Source organism: Labrenzia sp. THAF35 (assembly GCF_009363595.1).
Lineage (GTDB): Bacteria > Pseudomonadota > Alphaproteobacteria > Rhizobiales > Stappiaceae > Roseibium > Roseibium algicola.
The window spans coordinates 2546858-2560684 of sequence record NZ_CP045380.1; the positions used below are offsets into that span (position 1 = coordinate 2546858).

The following is a 13827-nucleotide window of genomic DNA, read 5'->3' on the forward strand; positions in this document are numbered from 1 at the left end:
TCTTGGAAACGTTTCCAACACTGAATACAGGGTGTCGATGTCACTTTGATGAAAGCGTTTTCAGAAGGGAAAGGGAGCGCTTTTCGATGCGCAGTCGTCAGCCGCAACCGGGCTTGAAACCCGCCGCCCGCGGGGACAGGCGGCGGGTCAGGGGTCAGAACTTCTTGGCGAAGCTCAGCTTGAAGCTGCGGCCTGCACCTTCGTCTTCACTCAGGTGGTTCCGGTACGACTTGTCGAACACGTTGTCGACGTTGAACCGGACCTCACTGTCCGCCATGAAACCGTCGGTCGGTTTCCATGCCGCATAAAGGTTATGCAGCACGTAGCCAGCGGTTTCCTGTTCGTCAGCGCCCACACGGTCCTGGGCGGCGTAGAAGTCGCCCTTCCAGCCGAAGTCGAGGTTCCACGGACGGTAGACGTAGCCGATCTTGAGGAAGGCGCTGTCGGCGGGGACGGCATTCATGTAGCCGCCGGTGCTGACGTTGTTGCCCCGGATCAGCGAGGCGCTGAGAGACCCGTAGATGCTTTCGGTCCAGTAGGAGGCTTCCAGCTCAAGCCCTTCGTAACGGGCTTTCGGAATGATTTCCGTCACCACTGTCGAACCGTTCCAGTAGCTGGCGTAGTAGTTGGTGACGTTGTTGCGGAACGCCGTTCCCTTCAGGCGGAAAGCGTCACCGCCCATGATCAGGTCATCGAAAGAAAAGGTGACGCCGGCCTCGAAGTTGTTCGACAGTTCCTTGTCGAGATCGTTGACGACGTAGTTCGAAAACACCTCGTCGAGGGACGGCAGACGCTCGGTGTGTGCGACGGAGCCGAAGACGCCGAGCCATTCGGACATCTTGATCATGGCTGCAAGCTTTGGCGAATAGCCGACGGCGCTCTTTTCCTCGTTCAGGTTGATGGTGTTGCCGCTGCCGTCCACGTAGCTGCCGACAGACACGTTGCTGTAGTCGATCCGCATGCCGGGAATGAGGGTGATGCGGTCGTTCCACACCAGTTCGGCCTGCGCATAGCCGCCGACGTTGACCGTTTCGCCTTCCGGGTGAGACCCTGAACCACTGCGCACATAGGTGCCGAAATCACGCGGATTGCGACGCTCCTGGTACTGGCCGTCGATACCGGTCGTGACATAGGCCATCCAGTCTTCGCCCAGCTGGAACGTTGCGACGTTGTCGGCCTTGCCCTGCCAGGTCTCGTAGGAATATTCGGAATTGAAGCCAAACGGGTAATAGCAGGTCGGCGGCGCGGGCGCAGGGGCGTACTGGGCGCAGATCTGATCCTGGTTTTTCTGCTCGACCCGCGTGTCGGACCAGCTGAACTGGGCCTTCACATCAAGCAGATCGTTTCCTGAAAACCCGTTTGCATATCCGACAATCGCGGTCTGATCCGTCACTGTGCGGTCGACATCGCCAAAGTCCGGACCCCAGGCAATCTGGTCGTAGTTCTGGTCGTCCTCGTCACTCGACCAGTTCTGGTAACTTGCGAAAACGGACTGGTCTTCATTTTCCCCGAAGGTGTAACGGGCCTTGATGAGACCGTTGATGGAGCTGAAATCCGTGTCCGGGACCTCGTTGCCCTGGCCGTCCGTAATGTCCTGAGACTGCCGATAGTTGAGGGCGCCGAGCAACTCGAGGTTCTTGACCGGCTCCGCCGCGACGATCGCACTGCCCAGCCAGCCGTTGCCGTTCGAATCCCAGGAGGTTTTCAGCCGACCGCCGATCAGGTCACCCGGATCGAGGAAATCGCTGGCATCCTTTGTGGTGAAGGTGACCACACCGCCCATCGCACCGGCGCCATAAAGGGTTGATGATGCCGGTCCACGCAGGACCTCGATCTGTTTATAGAGTTCCGGATCGGAGAAGAACGACCCCATCCGGTACTGTTCGAAAAACTTGTTGACCCCGTCTACCTGCATGATGATCCGGGTCTCGTCGCCGGAAAGAGCTTCACCGATACCGCGGATATTGATGCTTTCGCCGAGGATCGAGTTACTGCCGATCGGCGTGACGCCCGGGATCTCCTGGAAGACGTCTCCGATCGAGCGCGGTTGCAGGTCGTCGATGGCTTCCTGGTCCAGCACGGTGACGGCCTGAGGAGTGTCGATCGCGACTTTGGGCACGCCGGCGCTGACCACGATCTGTTGTAGCTGCGACACCGGTTGATCCTGTCCGGCAACGGGTGTCGCCGGTGCTGCATCCGCTACTGCATCCTGTGCAGCCGCCCCGCAATTAAAAGCCAAAACCCAAAGGGCAACACCACCCATCAAGCGGGTGTTACCGGTCTTCTTGAGCCCCATAAAAATTCTCCAAGAGTGCGCGTTGTTCGCGTCCTTTTCGCTGCCTCTCACACAGCGTTTTAAACATGAGTCAGTGACTCAGGTATTGTGTTCCTAATGAAACATGAATATAAGAGTCAAGTATTAGATTGCGGTCACCGAGGAAAAGCGTCTCTTTGGAATGATTCAAAAATTCCTAATAATCTCAGTAATTTACGTTACGGGATGATGAGGCGGGAAACTGAGCGCGGGCTGCAGGAAGACCATAGCGATTGGGGACAGAACTCATGAATGCCGATCAGATCTCCTCTGAAACCAGGCAGAGCGCAGCCGACATCCGGGCGGCACGCGCGGACAATCCGAAGATGCGGGAGCGGGATCTGGCGCAGATACTCGGCATTACGGAAGCGGAGCTGGTCGCCAGCTTCGTAGGGCATGGCGTGCGCCGTATCGCGCCGCGTTTCGAGGATCTGTTTCCGGGGTTGCAGACCGTCGGCACGGTCATGGCACTGACGCGCAACGAGAGCGCAGTGCACGAGAAGATCGGCCCGTTCGAGAAATTCGTGAACGGCAAGCGGGCGGCCCTGATGCTGGGCGAGCAGATCGACACGCGCATGTTTCCGGCCAATTGGGTGCATGGCTTTGCGGTCGAAAAGGCTGACGGCAACGATATCCGCCGGTCACTGCAGTTCTTCGATGCCCATGGGGATGCGGTGATGAAGATCCACACCCGTGCGGAAACGGACCTGAATGCATGGAACACTCTGGTTGAAAAGCTCGTGCTGGACGACCAGACGCCGGATGTGTTGCCGCAAGTGAGCGAAGCAAAACCGTTCAGCCGAAAACAGGCATCCGAAGGAGCTGAAGCGATGCTGCGCGACCGCTGGCAAGCGATGACCGATCCGCATCAGTTCCACGGACTTTTGAAGGATCTGGACCTCGACCGGGTTAGCGCCTTTGAACTGGCGGGCGATGCCTGGGCCTGGCCGCTCGATCGTGGGGCGGTGCCGGCCTTGTTGCGTCTTGCAGCGTCGGAAAACATCCCGATCATGTGTTTTGTCGGCAATCGCGGTTGCATTCAGATCCACTCCGGGGCGGTGGCAACGGTGATGGACCGGGGTCCATGGATCAACGTGATGGACCCGACCTTCCATCTGCATCTGCGGACCGACCACATCCACGAGGTCTGGGCCGTGCGCAAACCGGCGGATGTCGGCCATGTCACGTCGGTGGAAGCTTATGACAGCGACGGACAGCAGATCATCCAGTTCTTCGGTGTGCGTGGTGAGGGCAACCAGGAACGGTCCGATTGGCGCGGCCTTGCCGAAAACCTGCCGAAACTGGATCGGGCGGTAAAGCTGGGAGCAGCGGAATGATTGGGTCTCTTTCGCGTTTTTCCGGCGTCTCGGCGGCTGTCGCGCTGACCGTTGCAGCCCTGGTCCTGCCCGGCAAGCCACTGTTTGCGGAAGGCACGGGCAGTCCGGACAGCAGCAATGTTGTTGCCATCGGCGGTTCGGTGACGGAGATCGTCTACGCCCTGGGTGAAGACAAGAGGCTGATTGCCCGCGACAGCACCAGCATTTTCCCGGCGGAAGCGGCAAGCCTTCCGGATGTCGGGTATATGCGCGCGCTGTCCCCGGAAGGTGTGCTCTCCGTCAACCCGGAGCTGATCCTGATGCTGGAAGGCAGCGGGCCGCAGGAAACGGTCGACGTGTTGCGCAAGTCTGGTGTGGCGATGGCGGATGTGCCGGAGGCATATACCGCCGAAGGCATCATCAAAAAGGTGCGTGTCGTTGGTGACGTGCTTGGCGTCGAGGCGAAGGCCGATGCTCTTGCGGGCAAACTTGAACAGGATCTGGCAGAGGCGCAACGTGCCGCTGAAAGCCGGACGTCAGGCGTTCGTGTCCTCTTCGTCCTGTCGACAAAGGGCGGGCGTATCCTTGCCGCCGGATCGGATACGGCCGCCAACGGCATACTTGCGCTTGCGGGTGCTGAAAACGCGACGTCCGGCTTTTCCGGCTACAAGATCCTCAGCGACGAGGCGATCGTCAGTGCGGCACCGGACGTCGTGCTGATGATGGACCGCCACGGCGACGGCGAAGACGCAGCGAGCGGTGATGCGGTGTTCGATCATCCGGCCGTGGCGCAAACGCCGGCAGGGAAGGACAGGCGACTGGTCCGCATGAACGGGCAGCTCCTGCTGGGGTTCGGTCCGCGCACTGCAGAAGCCGTCCGTGAATTGTCGACCCGTCTGGCGGATACGGCAAGCTGATGGCACTGATGAGCGATACGGTCTTGCCCGCCAGAAGCGGACGGATTTCCTCTCTCCTTGGGCTTGCCGACCTGCAGCGCGGAGACAGGGCTCCGCTCGCCCGGGCCGTCATTGTGCTGCTCGCCGTGCTGACATGTCTCGTCGTTCTGGGAAGCCTTGCCATCGGCCCTATCTCGATCCCGGTTCTGGAGCTCCTGCCGCATGTGCCGTCCTATTTCGCGGGAGCGGGAGAGGGCGCGCCACAGGGCGTTTCGGCAAGGGACTGGATCGTGCTCATGGATATTCGCCTGCCGCGGGTTACGCTGGGAGCGCTCATCGGAGCGGCCCTGGCGGTGTCCGGCGCCGTAATGCAGGGGCTGTTCCGAAATCCGCTTGCAGATCCGGGCATTGTCGGCGTTTCCGCCGGGGCGGGACTTGGCGCAGCCGCGTTCATCGTTCTCGGAAATACCGTACTGGCGCCAGTGATGGCGCTTCTGGGTATCTATGCGGTCCCACTGGCAGCCTTTGCGGGCGGCCTCGTCACGACGCTGCTTCTTTACAGGATCGGCACGCGCGGAGGCATCACGTCAGTTGCGACATTGTTGCTGGCGGGCATTGCCCTCGGCGCGCTCACCGGTGCGATGACAGGGCTATTGGTCTATGTGGCCGATGACCAGGAACTGCGCGACCTGCAGTTCTGGGGACTTGGGTCGCTCGCGGGATCCAACTGGCAGAAGGTCGCTTCCGCCGCGCCAATCATACTCACCATGCTGGTCTGCGTGCCGTTCCTGGCACGCGGTCTCAACGGTCTGACGCTTGGCGAAGCCGCCGCCTCGCACATCGGCATCAAGGTGCAGCGGCTCAAGAACCTCAGCATCCTGCTGGTGGCGGCGGCAACCGGCGCCTCCGTGGCTGTCAGCGGAGGCATCGGTTTTGTCGGCATCGTCGTGCCGCATTTGCTTCGTCTCACAATCGGTCCCGACCATCGCTACATGCTGCCGGCCGCAGCGCTTCTTGGCGCCTGTTTGCTGATAGCCGCCGACACGCTGGCGCGCACCATCGTGGCACCGGCGGAAATGCCCATCGGTATCATCACCGCCTTTGCCGGTGCGCCCTTCTTCCTCTGGATCCTGCTGCGCAAGCGCGGCCTCACAGGTCTTTAGGGTGTAGTCATGTTGCACAGGACAATTGAAAATGGCACGGCGCTGGCACCCGATCTTGTTGTCGAGCAGGTGTCTGTTTCGGCAGACAAGACCCGGATCGTGCAGGACCTCTCCTTTCACGCAAAGGCTGGGGAAGTGCTGGCGATCATCGGGCCAAGCGGTTCCGGCAAGACGACCTTGATGAAGGCAATGACCGGTGAACTGCCTTATTCCGGCGGGATAACGCTGGCAGGGCTGGAGGTTGGTGGCCTGTCACCGGAAGTGCTTGCCGCCATGCGCGGGGTGCTGCCGCAGGCAAGCCAGATTTCCTTTCCGCTGAACGTGGCGGAAGTGGTCGGTCTCGGCCTGACCTCCAGCCGCCGGGAGCGGAGCTTCCGTGCCCGGCGCATTGCCGAAGCCCTTGCGAAAGTCGGCCTGTCGGGGTTCGAAGGGCGAAGTTATCAGGAGCTGTCCGGCGGCGAGCAGCAACGGGTGCAGCTCGCACGGGTGTTGTGTCAGGTCTGGGACCCGCTTCCGCAAGAAGGCCTGCCGCATTGGTTGTTCCTGGACGAACCGGTCTCCAGTCTCGACATCAAGCACCAGGTCCAGATCATGCAGCTTGCAGCCGATTACGCCAAGCGTGGTGGCGGCGTCGTCGCCGTGATGCACGACCTCAACCTGACCGCTGCCTTTGCCGACCGGGTACTGGTCATGCAGGGTGGCCGCCGTCTTGCCTTCGGTACGCGGGACCAGGTCATGCAGGCGGAGTTGTTGTCGAAAGCTTATGACTTTCCGCTGGAAATCCTGACACGTCCGGGTGGTGGGCGGCCTGTGATCGTGCCGATGGACAACGGCTGAGGGTCTTTCGCCCTGGTGATGTTCGACTTGGTCAGGCTCAGGCGGTCTTTAAACTGCGCAGCGCGGAGATCATTTCCTCTGAATCCCACACCCGGTCGCCAATGGCGGCGAGGGCAACCTTGCCGGTGCCATCGAGGACGTAGGTCACCGGCAAACCACGCAGGAACCAGGTGCTCGGCATGGCCTTGTCCGTGTCCATCAGGACGGTGAGGCCATCATGGTCGATCTCGTCCAGAAAACCTTCGATCCGGTCCTGCCGGTCACCTACGTTGACGGCGAGCACTGCAAAGCCTTCGGGGCCGAGTTCCCGGTTGAGACGCGCCAGACCCGGCATTTCTTTTCGGCAGGGCGGACACCATGTCGCCCAGAACGATACAAGCAGGATCTTGCCGGAATAGTCGGCAAGCGTGTGGACGGTGCCATCAAGATCGGGAAGGTTGAGTTTCGGTTCGATTTCGAAGGCCGGTTCGGCCAGACCAAGTCGGAAGAAGTCGTTGCCTGCCGCAAACACCGTTCCCGGCAGCAATGCCATTGCCGCGCTGCCGGCCAGAAGGTCCCGTCTGTTCAATTGTCTCATGCCCGTAATCCCGCCTTACCGCTTTCCGTCGTGCAGGCGAAGGTCAAATCCTCGTCTGTCAGTGACATCAAGGTAAGCGGGACAGGGCAAATTGAAAGGCAAATGGGATCACATTGCGCACACGGTGGCGCGAGTGTGATCCCTCGTTTCCTAGTGGGCGTTCGCCTTGAGGGTGGCGGCGCCTTTGTCGAAGCGGCCGTCGAGGTAGGCCTTCAGCGTTGCGGCCACCCCATCTTCAGCGATCATGCCTGCGGCGTAGCTGAAGGCCTTCAGGAAGGTTTCGTCGGAAGCGAGCCCACCGAATAGCTCCGGCATTTCGATGCGCGCAGGCTTGTCGGCGTAAACGCCTTGTGCCCAAGCCTTCAGGATGTCGGCGTTGTTGTCCTCGATGACATGTGGTTCTCCAGCCTCGTTGTGACCGAGGCAGTAACGGCACCAAAGAGCCGTTTCGAGGGCAAGGCCAGCCACCGGCAACCCCTTGTCGAGGCGGTCCTGGATAGAAGGCAGGATAAACTTCGGCTGGCGGTTGGAGCCGTCAAGGCAGAGACGGGGGATCGTGTCTCCCACTGCCGGATTGGAGAACCGGTCCATCACGGTGGTGAGATAGGTCTCGAAGCTGACCCCCGGAATTTCCGGAACGGTCGGCAGGATCTCGTCTTCTTCCAGCTTTTTCAGGAAAGCGCAGATCAGTGGATCGGCCATGGCGTCATGGACGAAATAATGTCCCAGCAGCGCACCCGGATAGGCGATGGTCGCATGACCGCCGTTGAGGATACGCAATTTCATCAACTCGTATGGAGCGACGTCCTCGACGAATTCGACGCCGACCTTTTCCAGAGCCGGGCGACCGGCCGGGAAATGATCCTCCAGCACCCATTGGCGGAAGGGTTCACAGACGACAGGGGCCGCATCGGTCAGGCCGAAGCGTTCCTGAACCAGGCCGCGTTCGCGGTCGCCGGTCGCGGGGGTGATGCAGTCCACCATGCCGTTTGGAAAGGCGACGTTGTCGGCAATCCAGCTTCCGGCTTCCGGCGACAAGGCCCTGGCGAAACCGGCAACGGCCTGTTTCGCCATATGGCCGTTTTCGGGCAGGTTGTCGCAAGACATCACGGTAAAGGGTTCAAGTCCTTTGTCGCGGCGGACCAGCAAGGCGGCGACAAGCACGCCGAACACGGTCTGTGGCGCATCCGGTGAGGCGAGATCCGCCTGGATTTCCGGATGATTGACGTCGAAGCCACCGGTGTTCGGATCGACGAAATAGCCGCCTTCGGTGATCGTCAGCGAGACAATGCGGATATCGGGTTCGCCAAGGCGAGCGATCAGCGCCTTCGGATCCACGTCGACGAAGTCGATCATGGCGCCACAGACCTGCGCGCTGAGGCCTTCCGGGTCGAGCTCGACCACGGTCGTCAGCCAGTCCTGGGCTTGGAGGCGTTCACGCATGGTCTTGTCGTAGGGCTTGAGGCCCGCGCCGACGATGGCCCAGTCACGGCCTTCGCCGAGATCGAACAGCTTGCTCAGGTAGATGGCCTGATGCGCGCGATGGAAGTTGCCGACGCCGATGTGAAGGATGCCGGGGGTCAGGTCCGACCGGCGATACGCCGGTGCCTTGACGGTTTCGGGAAGAGAAGAGAGCACAGTTTCACTTAGGTTCTGGGTCATTGGTCAGCTCATCCAGTTGCCGCCATCGACGTTGTAAGTCTGCGATACGATGTAATCCGCGTCTTTCGACGCCAGAAAAACAGCCATGCCGGTGAGATCTTCGGCAGTGCCCATGCGGCCGAAAGGCACCGCGGCTCCGACCGCTGCCTTCTTTTCGCCGGGCTGCAGGCCTTCGTATTTCGCGAACATCGAATCCACATGGTCCCAGTGCTCGCCGTCGACGACGCCGGGGGCGATGGCATTCACGTTGATGCCGTGTTCGATCAGGTTGAGACCTGCCGACTGGGTCAGGCTGATGACCGCTGCCTTGGTGGCGCAATAGATGCCCACCAGCGCTTCACCGCGCCGGCCTGCCTGGCTGGCCATGTTTATGATCTTGCCGCCCTGACCACGCCTGATCATCGACTTTGCAGCGGCCTGCATCATGAACAGGGTTCCGGAAACGTTGATGTCGAACAGGCGCTGGTAGCTGTCGCGGGTGATCTCGATAATCGGTGCCAGATCGAACAGAGCCGCGTTGTTGACCAGGATGTCGAGCCCGCCGGTCTTCTGTTCCACGGCGGCGATGGCAGCATCGATCGACGACTGGTCGGTGACGTCCAACTGAACGGCATAGGCATTCGGGCCGATTTCACTGGCCGCCGCTTCTGCGCCGGCCAGGTTGATATCGGCAATCGCCACCCGGGCGCCTTCCTCTGCAAACCGCGCGGCAAAGGCCTTGCCGATGCCCCGGGCCGAACCCGTGATCAGCGCGGATTTTCCTTCAAGTCGGCTCATGCAATCCTCAGGCCCTGGTTGTCGAAGCGGTGGATCTTGTCAGGAGCCGGGGTCAGGTGAACAGTGTCGCCATGGCGGAACCCGATCTCACCGGACGAGCGCACGGTGATCGGTTCGTCGACGCCCTCCATATCGACATAAAGGAAAGTGTCGGAGCCGAGATGTTCCGAGACACCGACCTTTCCGACCCATTTGCCGTCGCCTTGCGAGACGGTCAGATGCTCCGGGCGGATGCCGATCGTGGCGGCATCGTATTCGGTGGCGAAGGACCCCATCAGGAAGTTCATCTTCGGCGAGCCGATGAAACCGGCCACGAACTTGTTGCGCGGTGTGTGATAAAGTTCCAGCGGCGAGCCGACCTGCTCGATCTTGCCTGCCTGCAGCACCACGATCTTGTCGGCCATGGTCATGGCTTCCACCTGGTCGTGGGTCACGTAGATCATGGTCGTCTTGAGGGACTGGTGCAGTTCGGAGATCTCGAGCCGCATGTTGACACGCAGCGCCGCATCCAGGTTCGACAGGGGTTCGTCGAACAGGAAGGCGGCCGGTTCGCGCACGATGGCACGGCCGATGGCAACACGCTGGCGCTGACCGCCGGAAAGCTGACCTGGGCGACGGTCCAGGTAATCCGTCAGGTTCAGCACCTTGGCGGCAGCGGTCACCTTGGCGTCCTGCGCCGCCTTGTCGATGCCGGCCATGCGCAGCGGGAAGGCGATGTTCTTGCGCACCGACATGTGCGGATAGAGCGCGTAGGACTGGAACACCATGGCAAGGCCACGTTTTGCGGGCGGCACTTCGGTGGCGTTCTTGCCGTCGATGGTGATGTCACCGGAAGAGACATCCTCCAGGCCTGCAATGAGACGCAGGAGTGTGGACTTGCCGCAGCCGGACGGACCGACGAACACCACGAACTCGCCGTCGTCGATCTGCAGGTCCAGCGGCGGGATAACCTGAACGTCGCCGAAGCTCTTGGTAATCTGCTTGAGGGTTATCTGACCCATGTTCAGGTCTCCTATTTAACCGCGCCGAAGGTCAGGCCGCGTACGAGCTGCTTCTGGCTGAACCAGCCGATGATGAGGATCGGGGCGATCGCCATCGTCGAGGCAGCGCTCAGTTTTGCGTAGAACAGGCCTTCCGGGCTGGAATAGCTGGCAATGAAAGCGGTGAGGGGGGCGGCGTCGACCGCCGTCAGGTTCAAGGTCCAGAACGCTTCGTTCCAGGACAGGATGATGTTCAGCAGCAGGGTCGAGGCAATGCCGGGAACCGCCATGGGTGTCAGCACGTAGATGATCTCGGACCACAGCTCCGCACCGTCCATCCGCGCGGCTTCCAGGATCTCGCCCGGAATTTCGCGGAAGTAGGTGAACAGCATCCAGACGATGATCGGCAAGTTGATGAGGGTAAGCACCATCACGAGGCCGACACGCGTGTCGAGGAGGCCGGTATCCCGGAACAGGAGATAGATCGGGATCAGCACGCCCACCGGCGGAAGCATCTTGGTGGACAGCATCCACATCAGGACGTCCTTGGTGCGCTTGCCCGGCACGAAGGCCATTGACCAGGCCGCCGGTATCGCGATCAGCAGACCCAGAAGGGTGGAGCCGAAGGAAATGATGACCGAGTTGGAGAAGTGCCGGAAATAGTCCGAACGCTCCTGGACCGTGCTGTAGTTTTCCAGCGTCCAGTCGAAAAACAGGAAGCTAGGAGGAGACGCAATGGCTTCCGCTTCCGTCTTGAAGCTGGTCAGCACGGTCCACAGGATCGGGAAGAAGATGGCGATGCCGACGGCCCACGCACATACGGTGACGAGAGCCTTGCGGCGGTTGGAGACTGCGCGCGCCATGGGTCAGGCCTCCAGGTTCTTGCCGATCATCCGCATCAGGAAGATCGCAACGATGTTGGCGAGGATAATGGCGACCACACCGCCGGCCGATCCGCCGCCGACGTCGAACTGCAGCAGCGACTGGGCGTAGATCAGGTAGGTGAGGTTGGTCGAGGCATAGCCCGGACCGCCATTGGTGGTGACGAGAATTTCCGCGAAGACCGACAGCAGGAAGATCGTCTGGATCAGGATCACGACGGTGATCGAACGGGCCAGGTGCGGCACCATGATGAAGACGAAGCGGTTCAGGAAATTGGCGCCGTCCATTTCGGCCGCTTCCAGCTGTTCGCTGTCCAGCGACTGCAGGGCGGTAAGCAGAATGAGCGTCGCAAATGGCAACCACTGCCAGGCGACGATCAGGATGATCGAGAACAGCGGTGCATGCGAGAGAAAGTCGAACGGTTGCAGCCCCAGAAATTTCGCAAAGTATGCGAACAGGCCGTTGACCGGGTTCATGAACATGTTCTTCCACACCAGCGCGGAGACGGTGGGCATGACGAAGAACGGGGCAATCACCAGAATGCGCACGATCCCCTGGCCCCAGAAGGGCTGGTCGAGCAGCAGGGCCAGCAGCACGCCGCCGACAATGGTGATGAGAAGGACGCCGCCAACGAGCAGCAGGGTGTTCTTCAGCGCTGCAAAGAAAGCCGGATCGGTGAGGAAGAACTCGTAGTTGGTCCAGCCGGTCCACTCTTCCATTCCCGGAATGAGCAGATTGTAGCGCAGGAAAGAGAAATAGAGGGTCATCGAGAGCGGGATGATCATCCAACCCAGCAGCAGCAGAACTGCCGGAGAGATCATCAAACGGGCCGCCGCCCGTGAATGTTGGGTAGCCATGATGCGACCTTTGCTCGGTCAGAGCCAGAGCTCACGCGGAACAGAAAGGAGGAGACCGGCGGGACGGGCAGGCACCCGCCGGTCCGCGAAGGCTTCTACTTGAGGTAACCGGCCTTCTTCATTTCGCGTTCAGCGGTCGCCTGGGCAGCAGCCAGTGCAGCGTCCGCATCCATCGAGCCGGCAAGAGCTGCCGAGAATGCCTGGCCGACAACGGTTGCCATGCCCTGGAATTCCGGAATGGCGACGAACTGCACGCCGACATACGGAACCGGATCCACGGTCGGATTCTGCGGATCAGCGGAGTTGATGCTGTCCAGCGTCATCTTTGCGAACGGAACTTTCTGGTACTCCGGGTTCTCATAGAGAGACGTACGGGTTCCCGGGGGAACGTTCGCCCAGCCTTCTTCGGCTGCAACCAGCTCCAGGTACTCCTTGGAAGTCGCCCACTCGATGAACTTCTTCGCAGCAGCTTCCTTCTGGGTGCCGGCCGGAATGGCCAGCGACCATGCCCAGAGCCAGTTACCGCGTTTGCCGAGACCCTTGTCCGGTGCCAGAGCAAAGCCGACCTTGTCAGCAACCTGGCTGTCCTTCGGGTTGGTCACGAAGGAGGCCGCCACGGTAGCGTCGATCCACATGCCGCACTTGCCGGTCTGGAACAGGGCCAGGTTTTCGTTGAAGCCGTTGGAAGAAGCGCCCGGAGGGCCTGCTTCGTTCATCACGTCGAGATAGGTGGTAAGAGCTTCTTTCCACTGCGGTGTGTCGAACTGCGGCTTCCAGTCCATGTCGAACCAGCGGGCGCCGTAAGAGTTTGCCATGGCCGTCAGGAACGCCATGTTTTCACCCCAGCCGGCCTTGCCGCGCAGGCAGATGCCGTAGACTTCGTTTTCCTTGTCCGTCATTGCCTTGGCGGCTTCGACGATAAAGTCCCAGGTCGGGGCTTCCGGCATTTCCAGGCCGGCTTTTTCCATCAGGTCCTTGCGGTACATGACCATGGAGCTTTCGCCGTAGAACGGTGCTGCATAGAGCTCGCCGTCAACGGTCAGGCCGCCACGGATGGCCGGCAGGATGTCGTCCGCGTCGTAGCTTTCCGGCAGGTCGTTCAGGGAAACGAGCCAGCCCTGCTTGCCCCAGATCGGAACTTCATAGGTGCCGATGGTCATGACGTCGAACTGACCGCCCTTGGTGGCGACGTCAGTGGTGACGCGCTGGCGGAGAACGTTCTCCTCCATGGTCAGCCATTTGACTTCGATGTCAGGGTTCTTGTCGGTGAAGTCCTTCGTCAGACCCTGCATGCGGATCATGTCGCCGTTGTTCACGGTCGCGATGGTGATTGTTTCTGCAGATGCGGATGCGCACAGAGCCGCCATTGCACATGCGCTGAGGAGCGCACGGGTATGAAATGCCATATTTTCCTCCCAAGCGAGATTGGGCATTTGCCATTCTTGCGGGCAAATATTCGCTCCAATTCGCACCCCGAGTCAAGATGTGAATCGCCTAAAACAAAAAAGGCTTCTCGCTGCACTGCGAAAAGCCTTTAAAATTCATATAGTTATTTATATTGAGAAA

12 protein-coding genes are annotated in these 13827 nt (G+C 60.5%); 4 read left to right on the forward strand and 8 right to left on the reverse strand.

The window, feature by feature from the left end; genetic code table 11:
- Positions 1 to 154 precede the first annotated feature (154 nt).
- Positions 155 to 2296, reverse strand: a complete 2142-nt coding sequence (locus tag FIU93_RS11615; protein ID WP_152505647.1) for a TonB-dependent receptor — start codon at positions 2294 to 2296, stop codon at positions 155 to 157.
- 266 nt (positions 2297 to 2562) lie between these two features.
- Here FIU93_RS11615 and FIU93_RS11620 point away from each other — a divergent pair, with 266 nt between their 5' ends.
- From FIU93_RS11620 to FIU93_RS11635, 4 genes are read left to right on the forward strand one after another with little or no spacing between them, the layout of a single operon-like run.
- Complete coding sequence (locus tag FIU93_RS11620) at positions 2563 to 3651, forward strand: ChuX/HutX family heme-like substrate-binding protein (RefSeq protein ID WP_152505648.1); 1089 nt, start codon at positions 2563 to 2565, stop codon at positions 3649 to 3651.
- Positions 3648 to 4547, forward strand: coding sequence for an ABC transporter substrate-binding protein (locus FIU93_RS11625; protein WP_173017302.1), 900 nt, complete (start codon positions 3648 to 3650; stop codon positions 4545 to 4547). Before FIU93_RS11620 ends, FIU93_RS11625 begins: the two co-directional genes overlap by 4 nt.
- Positions 4548 to 4555: 8 nt before the next feature.
- Positions 4556 to 5689 (forward strand): iron ABC transporter permease, encoded by a 1134-nt coding sequence (locus FIU93_RS11630; RefSeq protein WP_152507574.1) that lies wholly within the window; start codon positions 4556 to 4558, stop codon positions 5687 to 5689.
- 9 nt (positions 5690 to 5698) lie between these two features.
- A complete protein-coding gene (locus tag FIU93_RS11635) occupies positions 5699 to 6526 on the forward strand; it encodes a heme ABC transporter ATP-binding protein (RefSeq protein WP_152505649.1) in 828 nt (275 codons plus the stop codon).
- A gap of 37 nt (positions 6527 to 6563) precedes the next feature.
- On the opposite strand, the gene FIU93_RS11640 is transcribed toward FIU93_RS11635, so the two are convergent.
- From FIU93_RS11640 to FIU93_RS11670, 7 genes are all read right to left on the reverse strand, one after another.
- Positions 6564 to 7103, reverse strand: a complete 540-nt coding sequence (locus FIU93_RS11640) for a TlpA disulfide reductase family protein (RefSeq protein ID WP_152505650.1) — start codon at positions 7101 to 7103, stop codon at positions 6564 to 6566.
- A 150-nt stretch (positions 7104 to 7253) separates the two neighbouring features.
- Positions 7254 to 8765: a mannitol dehydrogenase family protein gene (locus FIU93_RS11645; protein WP_152505651.1), complete on the reverse strand. Its 1512-nt coding sequence runs from the start codon at positions 8763 to 8765 to the stop codon at positions 7254 to 7256.
- 3 nt (positions 8766 to 8768) lie between these two features.
- Positions 8769 to 9542 (reverse strand): L-iditol 2-dehydrogenase, encoded by a 774-nt coding sequence (locus FIU93_RS11650; protein WP_152505652.1) that lies wholly within the window; start codon positions 9540 to 9542, stop codon positions 8769 to 8771.
- Positions 9539 to 10543, reverse strand: a complete 1005-nt coding sequence (locus FIU93_RS11655; protein ID WP_055656185.1) for an ABC transporter ATP-binding protein — start codon at positions 10541 to 10543, stop codon at positions 9539 to 9541. The genes FIU93_RS11650 and FIU93_RS11655 overlap by 4 nt, the downstream gene beginning before the upstream one ends.
- Positions 10544 to 10554: 11 nt before the next feature.
- A complete protein-coding gene (locus FIU93_RS11660) occupies positions 10555 to 11385 on the reverse strand; it encodes a carbohydrate ABC transporter permease (protein WP_023003159.1) in 831 nt (276 codons plus the stop codon).
- 3 nt (positions 11386 to 11388) lie between these two features.
- Positions 11389 to 12261 carry a sugar ABC transporter permease gene (locus FIU93_RS11665; protein WP_031270353.1) on the reverse strand — a complete coding sequence of 291 codons (873 nt, stop codon included), beginning with the start codon at positions 12259 to 12261 and terminating at the stop codon, positions 11389 to 11391.
- A 95-nt stretch (positions 12262 to 12356) separates the two neighbouring features.
- Positions 12357 to 13628: a sugar ABC transporter substrate-binding protein gene (locus tag FIU93_RS11670; protein WP_208992187.1), complete on the reverse strand. Its 1272-nt coding sequence runs from the start codon at positions 13626 to 13628 to the stop codon at positions 12357 to 12359.
- Between the last annotated feature and the right edge of the window lie 199 nt (positions 13629 to 13827).

What these genes read in the sequence shown, in the direction of transcription:
- FIU93_RS11615 (WP_152505647.1), bottom strand. Translation starts at nt 2,296, where the DNA reads ATGGGGCTCAAGAAGACCGGTAACACCCGCTTGATGGGTGGTGTTGCC.
- FIU93_RS11620 (WP_152505648.1), top strand. Translation starts at nt 2,563, where the DNA reads ATGAATGCCGATCAGATCTCCTCTGAAACCAGGCAGAGCGCAGCCGAC.
- FIU93_RS11625 (WP_173017302.1), top strand. Translation starts at nt 3,648, where the DNA reads ATGATTGGGTCTCTTTCGCGTTTTTCCGGCGTCTCGGCGGCTGTCGCG.
- FIU93_RS11630 (WP_152507574.1), top strand. Translation starts at nt 4,556, where the DNA reads ATGAGCGATACGGTCTTGCCCGCCAGAAGCGGACGGATTTCCTCTCTC.
- FIU93_RS11635 (WP_152505649.1), top strand. Translation starts at nt 5,699, where the DNA reads ATGTTGCACAGGACAATTGAAAATGGCACGGCGCTGGCACCCGATCTT.
- FIU93_RS11640 (WP_152505650.1), bottom strand. Translation starts at nt 7,103, where the DNA reads ATGAGACAATTGAACAGACGGGACCTTCTGGCCGGCAGCGCGGCAATG.
- FIU93_RS11645 (WP_152505651.1), bottom strand. Translation starts at nt 8,765, where the DNA reads ATGACCCAGAACCTAAGTGAAACTGTGCTCTCTTCTCTTCCCGAAACC.
- FIU93_RS11650 (WP_152505652.1), bottom strand. Translation starts at nt 9,542, where the DNA reads ATGAGCCGACTTGAAGGAAAATCCGCGCTGATCACGGGTTCGGCCCGG.
- FIU93_RS11655 (WP_055656185.1), bottom strand. Translation starts at nt 10,543, where the DNA reads ATGGGTCAGATAACCCTCAAGCAGATTACCAAGAGCTTCGGCGACGTT.
- FIU93_RS11660 (WP_023003159.1), bottom strand. Translation starts at nt 11,385, where the DNA reads ATGGCGCGCGCAGTCTCCAACCGCCGCAAGGCTCTCGTCACCGTATGT.
- FIU93_RS11665 (WP_031270353.1), bottom strand. Translation starts at nt 12,261, where the DNA reads ATGGCTACCCAACATTCACGGGCGGCGGCCCGTTTGATGATCTCTCCG.
- FIU93_RS11670 (WP_208992187.1), bottom strand. Translation starts at nt 13,628, where the DNA reads ATGGCGGCTCTGTGCGCATCCGCATCTGCAGAAACAATCACCATCGCG.